We start from the raw sequence: 16,290 nt of genomic DNA on the forward strand, positions 1-16,290 counted from the left end.
AAGCTGAAGCTGTGCGGCGGGTGAGGGAAGAGTGACATTGAGGGCGCGTACATGTCAGGACCCTCAAGTGATGTTGGCTGAAAGTCAGCTGTCCGAGAAACGTTGCAGGCGTGTTAACCGGTGCGGCCCGGGGTTGCCGGACGCTCGAACCGCCCTGTGTTTCCAGGCCTTTCGCGGTCGATTTACGGGAACGTCAGCTTCCAGCCGTTGATCGTTCCGGTGTCGTAGGTGGCCTGATCCTGCACCCTCAGCGTCCACGTTCCGTCGGCCGGTTCGGCGGAGGCGTCGACCGTGTAGGTCTGCTTGACGTCGTCGGCCGAGTCGGAGGAGCTGAAGCTCTTCAGACGGTGGACGGTGCCCGACGGGCCGACGAGGTCGATCACCAGGTCGCCCCGCCAGGTGTGGCTGATGTCCACGCCCACCCGGAGGCCGGCCGGCGCGTTCCCGCTCCTGCCGGAGACCGTGATGGTGGAGGTGACCGCCGGTCCGTTGTCCGGGATGGCGACCGGGGTGCTGCTCTCGTACGTCGTACCGCCTCCTCCGCCGCCCCCTCCGCCGTCGGAGCGCGAACCGACCGCCACGGCCGCCCACGCGTCCTGCACCGCCTTGTACTCGGCGCTGGAGGCGCCGTACAGCTCGCCGGCCGCCGCGAGGGTGCCGGTGCGGGCGTCGGCGTAGTCGGTGGTGGAGGTGAACTTGGTGGTCAGCGCCCGGTACCAGATCTGCAGCGCCTTGTCCCGGCCGATGCCGGTGACCGGAAGGCCGTCCGCCGTGGGCGAGTCGTAGTCGACGCCGTTGATCACCTTGGCGCCGCTGCCCTCGCTCAGCAGATAGAAGAAGTGGTTGGCGACGCCGGAGGAGTAGTGCACGTCGAGGTCGCCGACGCCGTCGTACCAGCTGTCCGCCGACAAGCCGTCCTTGCTGGGCTTGTCCATGTAGCGCAGCGGGGTGCCGTCGCCGTTGATGTTGATCTTCTCGCCGATGAGGTAGTCACCGGGGTCGGAGGCGTTGTTGGCGTAGAACTCCACGCCGGTGCCCATGATGTCGCTGGTGGCCTCGTTCAGGCCGCCGGACTCGCCGCTGTACTCCAGGCCCGCGGTGTTGGAGGTGACCCCGTGGCTCATCTCGTGGCCCGCGACGTCGAGCGCGGTCAGCGGGTCGTTGTTGTTCGAGCCGTCGCCGTAGGTCATGCAGAAGCAGCTGTCGTCCCAGAACGCGTTCACGTACGAGTTGCCGTAGTGGACGCGGGAGTAGGCGCCGACGCCGTCGTTGCGGATGCCCGAGCGGCCGAAGGTGTTCTTGTAGAAGTCCCAGGTCTCCTGCGCGCCGTAGTGCGCGTCCGCGCCCGCGGTGGCGGCGTTGGAGTTGGTGCCGTCGCCCCAGGTGTCGCTGCTCTGCGAGAACAGTGTCCCGGTGCCCGAGGTGCCGTGGCTGAGGTTGTACGTCTTGTGGCCGCCGCGGGTGCCGTCGGTCAGCGTGTACGCCGAGCCCGACCGGGTCGTCGTCAGCGACACCTGCCCGCTGTAGCGGGTGTTGCCGACGCCGGTCTCGATCGCCTGGTACTCGTACAGCTTCTTGCCGGTGGTGGCGTCGGTGATGACGTGCAGCCGGTTCGGGGTGCCGTCGTCCTGCAGGCCGCCGACGACCGTCTCGTAGGCCAGCACGGGCCTGCCGCTCGCCGCCCAGATCACCGTGCGCACGCTGTCCGCCGCGGACCGGGTGCCGCCCCGGGCCTTCGCCCGCCGCACGGCCTGCTTCTCGGCGGCGGCCCTCGGTACGGCCGGGGTGAGGCGGGCCACCTTCAGGGCGGCCCGGGTCGCCCTGGCGACCTCCATGGTCTTGCCGGCCTTGTTGCTGTCGACGATGAGGTCGCCGCCGAGCACCGGCAGGCCCGCGTAGGTGCGTTCGTAACGGGTGTGCAGGGTGCCGTCGTTGTCCTTGACGACGTCCTTGACGACCAGCTTCTCCTTCGCGCCGAGCCCGAGGGAGCGGGCGGTGGCGGCCTTGGCGGCGTCGGCGTGGCGGATCAGCGCGACGCGCTGCGAGGGCGTGAGCAGGGCCGCCGTGTGGGCCCTGTCGATCCCGCCGGGACGGGGCTTCACCGGTGCCGCCTGCGCCGCGCCGGACTGGACGGCGGCCGCGACCAGGGCGGCGACGCCGGCGAGGGCGACGGCGGCGGTGCGGCGGGGGGTGTGGGGGGTGCGTCTGCGAGAGGATCTGGTTCTCAACACTGACTCCTTCTGCGGGCCGCTGGTCGGGCGGCCGGGGAGACCGGACGGTGGGTTGGGGGCGTCCGGAAAGAGCAGGGCGGTACGCGGAACCATGTGCAGGCCGGCTCGCATGGAGCGGGTGGGGCTGTGGGGTCGCTGTGAGCCGGCTTTGGCAGCGTGACAGGGGATCGGCGGACCTGTCAGGAGCGCGTCACGAATATGGCCGGAAATGGTTCGTTGACCGGATGTTCATGTTCGCTATGCGAACTGTTGGCAGGGGTGCGGGAACGGCGGGTGCGGGAATGGGGCCGCGCTCACTTCTCCGCCGTGTCCCCGTGCCAGGTCCGCCACAGCGCCGCGTACGCGCCGCCGGCCGTCACCAGGTCCTCGTGCGTGCCCAGTTCGGTCAGGCGGCCGTCCTCCATGACCGCCACCCGGTCGGCGTCGTGGGCCGTGTGCAGGCGGTGCGCGATGGCGATGACCGTACGGCCCTGGAGGACGGCGGCGAGGGCGCGTTCGGCGTGCCGGGCCGTCGTGGGATCGAGCAGCGCGGTCGCCTCGTCCAGGATCAGGGTGTGCGGGTCGGCGAGCACCACGCGGGCCAGGGCGAGTTGCTGGGCCTGGGAGCCGTCGGTGGGCCGGCCGCCCGCGCCCAGCCGGGTGTCGAGGCCGTCCGGCAGCTCACGCACCCAGTCGTCGGCGCCGACGGCAGACAGCGCCGCCCACAACTCGGCGTCCGCGGCGTCCGGTTCGGCGATGAGCAGGTTGTCGCGGACCGTGCCGAGGAACACGTGGTGCTCCTGCGTCACCAGGACCACCTGGCGGCGCAGCACCTCCGGCTCCAGATCGGCGACCGGTACCCCGCCCACCGTGACCGTGCCGGCCCCGGGGCGGTCGATGCCCGCCAGGAGCCTGCTCAGCGTGGTCTTGCCGGCCCCGGACGGGCCCACCACCGCGAGCCGTTCCCCCGGCCGCACCGTCAGGTCCACCCCGCGCAGCACCTCACCGCCGCGCTCATAGGCGTACCGGACCCCGCACACGTCGATACGGTCGTCCACCGGCACGGGGGAGTGGGCGGCGGTGGTGTCGCGGGGCGCCTGCGCCAGCCCCTCCACGCGGGCGAAGGAGGCGCTGCTGCTCTGCAGTTGCTCCACCCGCATCAGGATCTGGTCCAGCGGCTCGGTGAACTGCCGCAGGTACAGCGCCGCGGCCACCACCGCCCCGACCCCGACCGCGCCCCGCTGGTGCAGCCAGCCGCCGAGCAGCAGCACGCCCGCCACCGGCACGGTGTACGTCACCTCGACCGCCGGGAAGAACACCGTCCGCAGGAACAGCGTGTGGAAACGGGTGCGGCGGGCGGCCTCCAGCGCGTCCCGGCTCGCCGCGGTCCGCCGCTGCCGCAGCCCGAACGCCTCGACGGTCCGGGCCCCGGCCGCCGTGGCGGCGACGATCTCCGCGACCTGGGAGGTGGCCGCGCCCTCGGCGAGATAGCCGTCCCGGGCCCGCCGCAGATACCAGCGCAGCGCCCACCAGATCGGGGTCAGCCCGAGCACCCCGAACACCCCGAGCAGCGGGTCGAGCGCGAACACCGCCACCAGCACGAACAGCGCCTGCACGGTGTTGACCAGCAGGTCCGGGCCGACGTCCCGCAGGGTGGTGCCGACGATCGCCACGTCCGCGGTGCCCCGCGCGGTCAGGTCGCCGGTGCCGGCCCGCTCCACCACGGACGCGGGCAGCGCCAGCACCCGCTCGACGTACTCCTCGCGCACCCGGGCCAGAGTCCGCTCCCCGAACCGGTAGCCCACGGACCGCGCCCAGCGGGCCAGCAGCAGCTGCGCCAGCGCGCACAGCAGGATCCACGGTGCGAGCCGGTCCACCGCGCCGACGCCCTGCCCGGCCCGCACGTCGTCCACGATCCGCCCGACCAGCCACGGCCCGACCAGCCCCGCGCCCGCCGCCAGCGCGTTCAGCAGCAGCGCGGCGCCGAACGCCCGCCCGTCGGCCCGCACCAGCCGCAGCGCCGCCCGCCGCACCCGCATCCGGTCCGCGACCGGCAGCAGCCCGTCCCCCGCCGTCACCGCGTGCCCCCCTCCGTGCCGACGGCCTCCTCCGCGACCCCTTCCTCCTCCGCGACCCCTTCCGCGTCCGCGGCCCCTTCCGTGTCCCGTGCCACCAGTGCCCGGTAACCCGGCTCCGCGGCGAGCAGCCGGCGGTGCGGGCCGCTCGCCGCCACCTTGCCGTCGACCAGGAAGATCACCGTGTCCGCGCGGTCCAGCAGCAGCGGCGACGTGGAGGTCACCAGCGTCGTACGGCCCTCCCGCGCCTCGCGCAGGCGGCGGGCGACCGTCGCCTCGGTGTGCGCGTCCAGCGCCGAGGTCGGCTCCACCGCAAGCAGCACCTCCGGGTCGGCGAGCAACGCCCGCACCAGGCGCACGCGTTGACGCTGGCCGCCCGAGAGGCTGCGGCCCTGCCCGGACACCGGCGAGTCGGGGCCGTCCGGCAGGCCGCGTACGACGTCCTCGGCGGCGGCCGCGTACAGGGCCCGGCCGAGCGCGGCCTCGTCGACGCCCCGCCCGGTCGCCACGACCTCCCGCAGCGGTCCCGCGAACAGGTCGGCCTCGTTGTCCGCGACCAGGATCCGCCCGCGTGCCTCCGCCAGCGGCACCGCGTCCAGCCGAACCCCGCCCCAGGTGGCGTCGGTCGGCCCGAAACGGCCCAGCCGGTCCACCACGGCGGCGGCGTCGGCGGGCCGGGCGGCGGCCAGCGCGGTCAGCCGGCCCGGTGCCACCCGCACCCCGGACGCCGGGTCGTGCAGCTCGGCCGGTCCCTCGGGCGCCGGCAGGGTGCCCTCGTCCGGTTCCGGCTCCAGGGCCAGCAGCCGTACCACCCGGCGCGCGGCCACCACGCCCCGGTTCAGGTCGTAGGTCATCTGCACGAAGAACGCCACCGGCCCGATCAGCACGGCCACATAGCCGTAGACCGAGACCAGCTCGCCCACGGTGAGGGACCCCTGCGCCGCGAGCCGGGCGGCGAGCCAGGTCACCACGGCCAGGAACAGGGTGGGCAGGCCCACGCCGAGCGCCTGCACCCAGCCGGCCACCGCGCCCACCCGGTAGCCCTGGGCGCGCAGCCGCCGCGAGTCCTGCCGGAAGGCGTCCGCGAACAGCCGCTTGCCGCCGAGGCCGTTGAGGACGCGCAGCCCGCCCGCGAGGTCGCCGATGCGCGCGGTGAGCACGCCCTGCCGTTCCCGGTAGACGCTCTCCTCACTCTGCAGCCGTACCGTGAGCGGGCCGGTGACCAGGGCGAGCACCGGCAGCCCGAGCAGGACGACGGCGGCGAGCGGCGCCGAGACCGTCAGCAGCAGCCCGGCCACCACCACGTACACCACGGCGGAGCCCACACCCGGCCCGACCACGGTCAGCGCCTGCGAGACGGTCTGCACGTCGCCGACCCCGATGGTCACCACCTCACCGGCCCCGGCCCGGCGCGGCAGCGCGGCCCCGAGCCGCACCACCTGCCCCATGACCACCTTCACCGTGCGGAAGTAGGCGTCCATCCGCACCCGGGTCATCGTGCGGTGCCGCATGATGCTCAGCCAGGCGTTCACCGACCCGACCGCGAACATGACCGCGGACCAGGCGGCCAGCACCCCCGGCCGCCCCGGCACCAGCCCCTCGTCCACGGCGCGCGCCATCAGATACGGCTGCGCGGCCAGCAGCACCATCCACACACTGCCCAGCAGCGCCCCGGCCAGCGACCGGCCCGGCTGGCGCAGCACCAGCCACCACAGATAGCGCCAGCCGCCGCGCGTGTCGGGCGTGCCCGGATCCTCGTACGCGTCGATCATCCATCCCCCGATCGGCTCGCCCCGCAGGGAGACGTCGAACCTATCGGGACCGGGCAAGCGCTTCCATGGAATATCGGCCGCCCGGAGCCCGTCCGGTCGTGCGCGCCTAGCCGAGGATGCCCCGGTCGTACGCCGCCGCCACCGCCGCCGCGCGGTCGTTGACGCCGAGCTTGGCGTACAGATGGGTGAGGTGGGTCTTCACCGTCGCCTCGCTGATGAACAGTTCGCGGGCGATCTCGCGGTTCGACGTGCCTCTGGCCACCAGGGCCAGCACCTCGCGCTCGCGCGCGGACAGCGGCTCGGCGCCGGGCCCGCGGGGGGCGCGGACCGCGTGGACCAGGCGGGAGGCGACGGCCGGGGAGAGCACCGTACGGCCCTCGGCGGCGGCGCGCACGGCGGTGAACAGCTCGTCGCGCGGCGCGTCCTTGAGGAGATAGCCGGTCGCGCCCGCCTCGATCGCGGGCAGGGTGTCGGAGTCGGTGTCGTACGTGGTGAGGACCAGCACCTTGGCGCGGGCGCCGCGCCGGGCCAGCTCGCGGATCGCCTCCACGCCGGAGCCGCCGGGCATGCGCAGGTCCATAAGGATCACGTCCGGGTCCAGGTCCGCCGCCCGGGCCACCGCCTCGACGCCGTCCGCGGCCTCCCCGAGCACGTGGAAGCCGGGCGCGGAGTCGAACATGCCGCGCAGGCCGTCGCGGACCACCGGGTGGTCGTCGACGATCAGCAGGGAGATCACGGGCTCAGCGGTCATCGCGGACCAACGGTACGCGAGCCGACACCGCCGTGCCGTGCCCCGGCTCCGACTCGACGGTGAGCAGGCCCGCGATCCGCTCGGCGCGGGCCCGCATGCCGTCCAGGCCGAAGCCGCCGACGGCGGTGCGCTCCGGTACGGCGGCCGGGTCGAAGCCGGCGCCGTCGTCGCGGACGTCCAGCGAGACCTCGTCGCCCATGAAGGACAGGGTCACCCCCACCCGGGTCGCGCGGGCGTGCCGGGCCGCGTTGGACAGGGCCTCCTGGGCGATGCGCAGCAGCGTCGCCGACACCTCGTCGTGGAGCTGCTCGGTGGTGCCGGTGACGGTGAACTCGGCGCGCACACCGGTGCGTTCGCCCCACTCGGTGACCGTCTTCTTCAGCGCCTCGGGCAGCCCGTCGGCGGCGAGCGCGACCGGCGCCAGGTTGTGCACCGAGCGGCGGGCCTCGCCCAGGCTGTGCCGGGCCAGCGTGGAGGCGCGCTCCAGGTGGGTGCGGGCGGTGTCCAGGTCGGGGGCGCCCGCCACGACCTGCAGCTGGGCGATGATCCCGGTCAGGCCCTGCGCGATGGTGTCGTGGATCTCGGCGGCGAGCCGGCGCCGCTCGTCGGCCACCCCCGCCTCCCGCGCCTGGAGGAGGAGCTGCGCGTGCAGCGCCGCGTTCTCGTCCAGCGCCTGCTGCAGCGCGGTGTTGGTGCGCTCCAGCTCGGCGATGGTGTCGGCCTGGACGCGGGAGCGTTCCTGCTCCTGCTGGGCGTACCGGGTGAACACGCTGACCATGCTCACGTTGACCGCCAGGACCAGGAAGAAGCCGACCCACAGGATCACCCCGTGCGGCGGCCAGCCGCCGATCTCGCTGCCCGCCATGGTGACGGCGGTCAGGAACAGCCCGGGCATGACCAGCCGGCGCGGCAGCTCGCGGGCCGCGGTGTAGTAGCCGGTCACCGCGTAGAAGGCGAAGAACGGGTTGGCCCAGGTCAGCACGAAGGCGATGGCCCAGCGCAGCGCGTAGAGGCAGACACCGGTCCGGCTCGGGCCCGGCCGCCCGCGCCGCAGCCTTCCCCACACCAGCTGGAGCACGACGGCCGCGGGCACCAGCACGGCGCAGAGGATCATCCCGGCCCGGCTCATCCCGGTCAGGGGAGCGGACAGGGCCGCCGCGACGGCGCCGGCGGCCAGCAGCGCCCAGGGCCCCCACGTGTCGAAGGAGGCCCGAGGCTGCTGCTGCCCGGCGTTCGTCATTCCCCCAGTGTCCGGCACGGCCCGCTCACTCCCAGCGGAACCAGCGGGCGGCGCCCGCCGTCAGCAGCACGGTCCACAGCGCGAGCACCCCCAGGTGGTCCCAGCCGGGCCAGTGCCCGGCGGCCGCCTCGCCGAGGGCGCGGGCCGCCGCGCCGAACGGGGTGAGCTGCACCACGCGCGCCAGCGCGTGCGGCATCGCCTGGACCGGCAGCCACACGCCCGCGCAGAACATCATCGGGAAGAACACCGCCGAACCGATCGCGCCCGCGATCTTCGTGGTCCGGGACACCGCCGAGACGACGGAGCCGAGCGCGAGCGCCGACGCGGCCGTGAGTAGCAGGGCCAGCAGATACCCGGCCGGCTGCCTCGGCAGCGTCACGCCGAACGCGAGCCGGCCGACGGCGAGCGCGAGCAGCGACGAGGCCAGCGCCACCCCGCCCTGCACGGCCATCTGCGCGGACAGCAGGGCGGAGGGCCGTACCGGGGTGAGCCGCATCCGGCGCAGGACGCCCCGCTCCCGGTGGCCGGTGAGGACCTGGGGCAGGGACTGCACCCCGGACATGATCAGGGCGATCAGGACGGCGATGGGCGTGTAGGCGTCGACCGGGCGCAGCCCGCCCAGCGCGTGGTCGGCCTGCCGGAACGACGGGATCGAACCGAGGATCACCAGGAGCAGGGTCGGGAAGAGGAGGATCCAGAAGACGGCGCCGGGCTCCCGGCGGAACAGGCGGAGCTCGGTGCGCAGGACGGCGGTGTTCATGCCGCGGCCTCCTTCGTCCGGTCGTCGGTCAGGTCGAGGAAGGCGTCGTCGAGGGTGGCGTCGAGGACGCGCAGCTGATGGGCGGTGACGCGGTGCCGGGCGAGCAGGGTGATGACCGCGTTCACGGTCTCGTCGGTGCCGGACAGCGTGATCCGGCCCTCCTTGCGTTCGATCGAGGCGACGGACGGGAGGGCGGCGAGGTCGTCGTCGTCCAGCGGGGCCGACGGGGTGAAGCTGATGACGGTGGCGCCCGCCGAGCGGCGGATCAGCCCGGCCGGGGTGTCCAGAGCGGCCACCCGCCCCCTGTCGATGACCGCGATCCGGTCGCAGAGCCGCTGCGCCTCCTCCATGAAGTGGGTGACGAGCAGCACGGTGACCCCGCTCGCGCGGACGTCCTCGATCAGCTGCCAGGTGTCGCGGCGGGCACGCGGGTCCAGGCCGGTGGTCAGCTCGTCCAGCACGACGACACGCGGCCTGCCGACGAGCGCGAGCGCGATGAACAGCCGCTGCCGCTGCCCGCCGGACAGCCTGGCGAACCGGGTGCCGAGCTTCTCGGCGAGCCCGAGGCGTTCGGCGAGCGGCCGCCAGTCGGCCGCGTCCGGGTAGAAGGAGGCGTACAGCTCCAGTGCCTCGCGCACGGTCAGCTTGGGCTGCAGCTCGCTCTGCTGGAGCTGCGCGCCGAGGATCCCGGCGACCTCGTCGTGGTCGGCGACCGGGTCCAGGCCGGCGACCCGGACCCGGCCGGCGTCGGGGACCCGCAGCCCCTCGACGCACTCCACGGTGGTGGTCTTGCCGGCGCCGTTCGGGCCGAGGATCCCGAAGATCTCGCCCTCCTCGACGGCGAAGGACACACCGTCGACCACGGCCCGGCCGCCGTACGACTTGCGCAGATCGGTGACTTCGATGACGGATGGCATGCTCCGAGACTCCCGCGGGACCGGGGCCCGGCACATCGGCCGGTCCGCTCGAAGCGGCATCGTCCGATCGGCTGATGCCGGGCTACGACCCCGCGCGCGACGGCGTCGTACGACGGGCCGGACGCGCAGGTCGTAGGACCAGCGACCGAGCCCGGCCCGGCCGAAACTCGGTGGGCGATGTCAGTGCCGGTCCGTACGCTCGCCAGTGATGCCCACGACACGTGCAACCACCGAGGAACGCTCCGCCGTCCGCACCCTGCTGCGGCTGTGGCCGTACGTCCGCCCCGTGCGGGCACGGCTGTTCACGGCCGCGTTCGTCGCGATCGTCGCCTCCTGCACCGGGCTGGTGATCCCGCTCGTGCTGAAGTGGATCGTGGACGGACCGGTCGCCGGCCGGGACCCGGCCGGAGTCTGGCTCGGCGCGCTGTACCTGCTCCTGCTCGGGATCGCCGAGGCGGTGCTGTTCGGCATACGGCGCTGGCTGGTCGCCCGCCCGCTGTCGCACGTCGAGGCGGAGATGCGGGCGTCCCTGTACGGCCGGCTGCAGCGGCTGCCCGTCGCCTTCCACGACCGCTGGGCCTCCGGCCAGCTGCTGTCGCGCGGCACCACCGATCTGATGCTGGTGCGCATGTTCCTGGCCTTCCCGCTGACGTTCCTGCTGGTCAACGGGGTCACCATCCTGGTCGGCGTGGTGATCATGCTGATGCAGGACTGGGTGCTGGGACTGGTCATCCTCGGCCCCGCGATCCCCGTGATGTGGACCTGCGCGGTCTTCGAGCGGCGGTACGCGCTGGTGGCGCGGCGCGCCCAGGACCAGGTGGGCGACCTGACGACGGTCGTCGAGGAGAGCGTGCTCGGCATCCGCATCGTCAAGGGCTTCGGCCGGCACCGCAGCCAGGCCCGGGCGTTCCGCGAACTGGCACTCACCCTGCGCGGCACGGAGCTGCACAAGGCGCGGCTGCTGGCGGTGATCTGGGGCGTCATCGTGACCCTGCCGGAGCTGGCCATCGGGGCGGCGCTGGTGCTCGGCGCGGTCCGGGTGGCCGACGGCGGGCTGTCGGCGGGCACGTTGGTCGCCTTCCTGAGCACCGCCCTCGCGCTGCGCTGGCCGGTGGACTCCATCGGCTTCCTGCTGGCGATGAGTCAGGAGGCGGCGACGGCCACGGAGCGCTACTTCGAGGTGATGGACGAGGAGCCGGAGGACGACTCGACTCCGTCCGGTCGGCGTGCGGGGGAGGCGTCGGGGGAGAGCTCGGCTTCGTCTGGTCGGCGTGTGGGGGAGGCGGCGGAGGGTGACTCGCTGCCGTTCGGTCGGCGTGGGCAGGGGGCGGCGGGGGACGACTCCGCGCCACCCGGTCGGCGTGGGGCCGTGCGTGCCGTCGGTGGTGGGCTGCGGTTCGAGAGCGTCTCGTTCCGTTACCCCGACGCGCCACCCGGCTCCCCGCCCCTGCTCACCGGTATCGACCTGCACATCCGCCCCGGCGAGTCCATGGCCCTCGTCGGGGCCACCGGCAGCGGGAAGACGACGCTCACCGCACTCGTCCCCCGTCTGCACGAGGTCACCTCCGGCCGGATCACCCTCGACGGCGTCGACATCACGGCGATGCCCCGCGAGGAACTGCGCGCCAAGGTCGCCGTCGCCTTCGAGGAACCCACCCTGTTCTCCACGAGCGTCGGCGAGAACGTCCTCATGGGGGCCCCGGACGGCGCCGGGAAGCCGGACCTGGACCGGGCGTTGGCCGTCGCGCAGGCCGAGTTCGCGCACGCCCTCCCGCAGGGCACAGACACCCGCGTCGGCGAACAGGGCCTGAGCCTCTCCGGCGGCCAGCGTCAGCGTCTCGCACTGGCCCGCGCGGTGGTCGGCAGACCCGGGTTCCTGGTGCTCGACGACCCGCTGTCCGCCCTGGACGTGCACACGGAGGCCGCCGTGGAGGCCGCGCTGCGCCGGGTCCTCGCCGACACCACCGCGCTGATCGTGGCCCACCGCCCGTCGACGGTGCTGCTCGCCGACCGGGTCGCCCTGCTCTCCGGCGGCCGGATCGCCGCGGTCGGCACCCACCAGGAACTGCTGCGCACCAACGCCGAGTACGCACACCTGATGTCCGGCGAGCCCGCGTACGCCGGGGACACGGAGGACTCCCGTTGACGACCACGACCGCCTCCACCGCCACCGCAGAGGACGATGAACTCCCCGGCCCGCACCGGGACGGCGACGGCGCCGGCGACGTCTTCGACCGGGACGTCCTGCCCGCCCCGCCCGGCGCCACGGCCGCCCTGCTGCGCTCCCTGCTCGTACCGCTGAAGGCGCAGGTGGCGGTGACCACGCTGCTGCTGCTGTTGCAGCAGGCGGCGGTGCAGGCGGGCCCGCTGCTGGTGGCGTACGCCATCGACAACGCCGTACCCGCGCTGCGGGACCACCGGCACGGCCCGCTGATCGCGGTGGCGGCCGGCTATCTGCTGTGCGCGCTGCTCTCCGGCACGCTGCAGTTCGCGTTCATCCGGGTGTCCGCGCGGGTCAGCCAGGACGTGCTGCTGGATCTGCGGGGCCGGATCTTCCGGCACGCGCAGGCGCTGAGCATCGACTTCCACGAGCGGTACACCTCCGGCCGGCTGATCTCCCGCTCCACCACGGACGTGGAGTCGCTGCGCGAACTGCTCGACGACGGCCTGCAGGAGCTGGTGACCGTCGTGCTGTCCTTCGTCTACATCTCGGCGATGCTGCTCTGGCTGGACCTCGGCCTGGGCGCGGTGGCGGTGGCCTCCTTCGTGCCGCTGTACCTGCTGGTCAGGCTCTACCAGCGCAGGGCGGCCCGGGTGTACGGGGCGCGGTCCACGGCGATCGCGAAGGTGATCGTGAAGTTCGTGGAGACGATGAACGGCATCCGCCCGGTGCGCGCCTTCCGCCGGGAGGCCGCGAACGACGCCGAGTTCGCCGTGCTCAACCGGCGGCACGAGCGCACGAACGGCGACGCCCTGCTGGAGATGGCCCGCTATGTGGTCGGCTCCCGGCTGGTGGCGAACACGGCGGTCGCGGGGATCGTGCTGTGGGGCGCCTACCGGGTGGCGTCCGGCTCGCTGGAGCTGGGCGTGCTGGCGGCGTCGGTGCTGTATCTGCGGCGGCTGTACGACCCGATCGACCGGCTGGGGATGTTCCTGAACTCCTACCAGTCGGCGGCCGCCTCCCTGGAGAAGATCGCCGGGCTGCTGGCGCAGACCCCGTCCGTGCCGGAGCCGGTGTCACCGCGCGAACTCCCGCCGCTGAAAGGCGACTTCCCGGGCCGCGAGGTCGTCTTCGAGGGCGTCCGGTTCTCCTACCGCACCGGCGGCGAGGTGCTGCCCCGCTTCGACCTGACCCTGCCCGCAGGGCAGACGGTCGCCGTCGTCGGCTCCACCGGCGCCGGCAAGTCCACGCTCGCCAAGCTGCTCGCCCGCTTCTACGACCCCACCGAGGGCCGGGTCCTGCTCGACGGGGTCGATCTGCGCGAACTGCCCGTGCCGGAACTGCGGCGCGGGGTGGTCATGGTGACCCAGGAGGCGTTCCTGTTCTCCGGCACGGTCGCCGACAACATCGCGATCGGCCGGCCCGACGCGAGCCGGGAGGAGATCGAGCGGGCGGCGAAGGCGATCGGCGCGCACGAGTTCATCAGCGCGCTGCCCGACGGCTACGACACCGACGTGCGCAAGCGCGGCGGCCGCATCTCGGCGGGGCAGCGCCAACTGGTCGCCTTCGCCCGCGCCCTGCTCGCCGACCCGGCGGTGCTGATCCTGGACGAGGCGACCAGCTCGCTGGACATCCCCGGCGAACGGGCCGTGCAGCGGGCGATGGCGACCGTGCTGCGGGGGCGTACGGCGGTGGTGATCGCCCACCGGCTGTCGACCGTGGAGATCGCCGACCGCGTACTGGTGATGGAGCACGGCCGGATCGTGGAGGACGGCCGCCCCGAGGAACTGATCGCCGGCACGGGCCGGTTCGCCGATCTGCACCGGGCGTGGCGGGACAGCCTGGCCTGACGGCCGGGGGCCGCCGCAGGCCGCGAGGCGCCGCAGGCCCCGGGGGTGTCACACCACGCGCAGCAGCAGCACCGACCGCTCCGGCACCCGGATCCGCGTCCCCGCCGGATGGACCGTGCCCGGCGCCTCCGCCTGGTCCTCGCGTGCGGTGTCCACGACCACCTCGTACCCGTCCGCCCAGGGCCGCCCCGGCAGGACGAAACCCGTCGGCTCCTCGCCCGCGTGCAGGATCGCCAGGAAACTGTCGTCGGTGACCGGGGTGCCCCGCTCGTCGCGGCCCGGGATGTCCCGGCCGGAGAGGTACATGCCGAGCGTGGCCGCGGGGGCGTACCAGTCGCCCTCGGTCATCTCCGCGCCCCGCGCGGTGAACCAGGCCAGGTCGCGCAGCCCGTCCGCCGAGTGGGCGCGGCCGGAGAAGAAGGCGCGGCGGCGCAGCACCGGATGCCGGTGGCGCAGGGCGATCAGCCGGGAGGTCAGGTCGAACAGGGGCCGCCACGCCGGGTCCTCCAGCAGCGACCAGTCCAGCCAGCTGATCTCGTTGTCCTGGCAGTAGGCGTTGTTGTTGCCGCGCTGGGTGCGGCCGAGTTCGTCACCGGCCACCAGCATGGGCACACCCGTGGACAGCAGGAGCGTCGTCAGCAGGTTCCGCAGCTGGCGGCGGCGCAGCGCCAGCACCCCCTCGTCGTCCGTCTCGCCCTCGGCCCCGCAGTTCCAGGACCGGTTGTCGTCGGTGCCGTCGCGGTTGTCCTCGCCGTTGGCCTCGTTGTGCTTGCGCTCGTACGACACCAGGTCGCGCAGCGTGAACCCGTCGTGCGCGGTGACGAAGTTGACCGAGGCGTACGGGCGGCGGCCGCCCCAGGCGTACAGGTCGCTGGAGCCGGACAGGCGGTAGCCCATCTCGCGGACGTCCGGCAGCGCGTGCCGCCAGAAGTCCCGGACGGCGTTGCGGTAGCGGTCGTTCCACTCCGTCCACAGCGGAGGGAACGCGCCGACCTGGTAGCCGCCCGAGCCGATGTCCCACGGCTCGGCGATCAGCTTCACCCGGCGCAGCACGGGGTCCTGGGCGATGACCGCCAGAAAGGGCGACAGCATGTCGACGTCGTGCATCGAGCGGGCCAGCGCCGCCGCGAGGTCGAAACGGAAGCCGTCCACGCCCATCTCGGTCACCCAGTACCGCAGCGAGTCGGTGATCAGACGCAGCACCTGCGGCTGCACGACATGCAGGGTGTTGCCGCAGCCGGTGTAGTCGGCGTAGTGGCGGGCGTCGTCCTGCAGGCGGTAGTAGCCGCGGTTGTCGATGCCCTTCAACGACAGCGTGGGGCCCAGCTCGTTCGCCTCCGCCGTGTGGTTGTAGACCACGTCGAGGATCACCTCGATGCCGGCCGCGTGCAGCGCGCGCACCATCCGCTTGAACTCGCCGACCTGCTGGCCCGTCGTACCCGAGGCGGCGTAGGCGGCGTGCGGGGCGAAGTAGCCGATGGAGTTGTAGCCCCAGTAGTTGGTCAGGCCCCGGCGCAGCAGGTGGTCCTCGTGCGCGAACTGGTGGACCGGCAGCAGCTCCACGGCCGTGACGCCCAGCCTCACCAGGTGCTCGATCGCCGCCGGGTGCGCCAGGCCCGCGTACGTGCCGCGCAGCTCCGGCGGAATCCCCGGGTGCAGCCTGGTGAAGCCGCGCACGTGCAGTTCGTAGATCACCGAGTCCGCCCAGGGCGTCTTGGGCCGCCGGTCGTCGGACCAGTCGTCGTCATCGTGCACGACGACGCCCTTCGGGACGTACGGCGCCGAGTCCCGGTCGTCGCGCACGGTGTCCGCGACGTACTGCTCGGGCCAGTCCCTGACGTGCCCGTACACCTCCGGCGGCAGGCGGAACTCGCCGTCCACGGCGCGCGCGTACGGGTCCAGCAGCAGCTTGGCCGGATTCCAGCGGGCGCCGGTCCACGGGTCCCAGCGGCCGTCCACCCGGTAGCCGTACCGCTGCCCCGGCATCACGCCGGGCACGAAGCCGTGCCAGATCTCGTGCGTCAGTTCGGTCAGCGGGATCTGCGTCTCCCGCCCCCGTTCGTCGAACAGGCAGACCCGGACGGCCTCCGCCCCGCCCGCCCACAGCGCGAAGTTGGTGCCCGCGACCCCGTCCGGGCCGACCCGGAACCGGGCCCCCAGCGGCGTCGGGGCGCCCGGCCACACCACGGGGGCCGGCACCGCGGCGCGCCGGGCGCCGTTCGCCACGGCCGGCCGCTGCCCGGTCCCGGCGGCCGGCTCCCCGGCCGGTGCCCGCTGCTCGGCTGCGCTCGTCACCTGTCGGCCCCTCTTTCAGTGGCTCGGCCCCGGGGCGGCGCGGGCGGGCCGGGCGCGTCCCACGGCGCCCGGCCGCCCGGTACGGCTGCGCCCCGACGGCCGGGGCGCCCTCCGGATCGCGCTGCGTTCCTTCCAGCCGATCTGATCCGGAGGGCGCCCCTTCCGCACGGGCGCGGCGGCTCCCCAGCGTGTCGTCCTTCCCTGTGTTCTGCCCAGTGCGTGGGTCGCACTCACGTTTCCCCGGAGCGTGCGTGGTCGT

At 73.6% G+C, this 16,290-nt stretch carries 10 protein-coding genes; 2 read left to right on the forward strand and 8 right to left on the reverse strand.

Annotated elements, in window-relative coordinates:
* Positions 1–182 precede the first annotated feature (182 nt).
* From ACGFZN_RS36355 to ACGFZN_RS36385, 7 genes are all read right to left on the reverse strand, one after another.
* A complete protein-coding gene (locus ACGFZN_RS36355) occupies positions 183–2,228 on the reverse strand; it encodes a M4 family metallopeptidase (protein WP_393862744.1) in 2,046 nt (681 codons plus the stop codon).
* Between the two features lie 296 nt (positions 2,229–2,524).
* Complete coding sequence (locus tag ACGFZN_RS36360; RefSeq protein WP_393862834.1) at positions 2,525–4,249, reverse strand: ABC transporter ATP-binding protein; 1,725 nt, start codon at positions 4,247–4,249, stop codon at positions 2,525–2,527.
* Between the two features lie 35 nt (positions 4,250–4,284).
* Complete coding sequence (locus tag ACGFZN_RS36365; RefSeq protein ID WP_393862835.1) at positions 4,285–6,057, reverse strand: ABC transporter transmembrane domain-containing protein; 1,773 nt, start codon at positions 6,055–6,057, stop codon at positions 4,285–4,287.
* Between the two features lie 106 nt (positions 6,058–6,163).
* A complete protein-coding gene (locus ACGFZN_RS36370; protein WP_393862745.1) occupies positions 6,164–6,808 on the reverse strand; it encodes a response regulator in 645 nt (214 codons plus the stop codon).
* Complete coding sequence (locus ACGFZN_RS36375; protein WP_393862746.1) at positions 6,798–8,048, reverse strand: sensor histidine kinase; 1,251 nt, start codon at positions 8,046–8,048, stop codon at positions 6,798–6,800. Before ACGFZN_RS36375 ends, ACGFZN_RS36370 begins: the two co-directional genes overlap by 11 nt.
* A 25-nt stretch (positions 8,049–8,073) precedes the next feature.
* On the reverse strand, positions 8,074–8,808 hold the full coding sequence (locus ACGFZN_RS36380) for an ABC transporter permease (RefSeq protein ID WP_393862747.1): 735 nt from the start codon (positions 8,806–8,808) through the stop codon (positions 8,074–8,076).
* On the reverse strand, positions 8,805–9,725 hold the full coding sequence (locus ACGFZN_RS36385; protein WP_393862748.1) for an ATP-binding cassette domain-containing protein: 921 nt from the start codon (positions 9,723–9,725) through the stop codon (positions 8,805–8,807). Before ACGFZN_RS36385 ends, ACGFZN_RS36380 begins: the two co-directional genes overlap by 4 nt.
* 208 nt (positions 9,726–9,933) lie before the next feature.
* Here ACGFZN_RS36385 and ACGFZN_RS36390 point away from each other — a divergent pair, with 208 nt between their 5' ends.
* A complete protein-coding gene (locus ACGFZN_RS36390; RefSeq protein WP_393862749.1) occupies positions 9,934–11,871 on the forward strand; it encodes an ABC transporter ATP-binding protein in 1,938 nt (645 codons plus the stop codon).
* Entirely contained in the window at positions 11,868–13,736 is a 1,869-nt protein-coding gene (locus tag ACGFZN_RS36395; protein WP_393862750.1) for an ABC transporter ATP-binding protein, read from the forward strand. Before ACGFZN_RS36390 ends, ACGFZN_RS36395 begins: the two co-directional genes overlap by 4 nt.
* 48 nt (positions 13,737–13,784) lie before the next feature.
* Here ACGFZN_RS36395 and glgX read toward each other — a convergent pair whose 3' ends face one another.
* Positions 13,785–16,031: a glycogen debranching protein GlgX gene (gene glgX, locus ACGFZN_RS36400; RefSeq protein WP_393862751.1), complete on the reverse strand. Its 2,247-nt coding sequence runs from the start codon at positions 16,029–16,031 to the stop codon at positions 13,785–13,787.
* Between the last annotated feature and the right edge of the window lie 259 nt (positions 16,032–16,290).

The sequence above is a fragment of the Streptomyces sp. NPDC048192 genome, from assembly GCF_043202415.1.
In the GTDB taxonomy this organism is placed as follows: domain Bacteria; phylum Actinomycetota; class Actinomycetes; order Streptomycetales; family Streptomycetaceae; genus Streptomyces.

Coding starts and splice junctions, on each gene's coding strand:
- ACGFZN_RS36360 (WP_393862834.1), bottom strand. CDS start 4,249: ATGCGGGTGCGGCGGGCGGCGCTGCGGCTGGTGCGGGCCGACGGGCGG.
- ACGFZN_RS36365 (WP_393862835.1), bottom strand. CDS start 6,057: ATGATCGACGCGTACGAGGATCCGGGCACGCCCGACACGCGCGGCGGC.
- ACGFZN_RS36370 (WP_393862745.1), bottom strand. CDS start 6,808: ATGACCGCTGAGCCCGTGATCTCCCTGCTGATCGTCGACGACCACCCG.
- ACGFZN_RS36375 (WP_393862746.1), bottom strand. CDS start 8,048: ATGACGAACGCCGGGCAGCAGCAGCCTCGGGCCTCCTTCGACACGTGG.
- ACGFZN_RS36380 (WP_393862747.1), bottom strand. CDS start 8,808: ATGAACACCGCCGTCCTGCGCACCGAGCTCCGCCTGTTCCGCCGGGAG.
- ACGFZN_RS36385 (WP_393862748.1), bottom strand. CDS start 9,725: ATGCCATCCGTCATCGAAGTCACCGATCTGCGCAAGTCGTACGGCGGC.
- ACGFZN_RS36390 (WP_393862749.1), top strand. CDS start 9,934: ATGCCCACGACACGTGCAACCACCGAGGAACGCTCCGCCGTCCGCACC.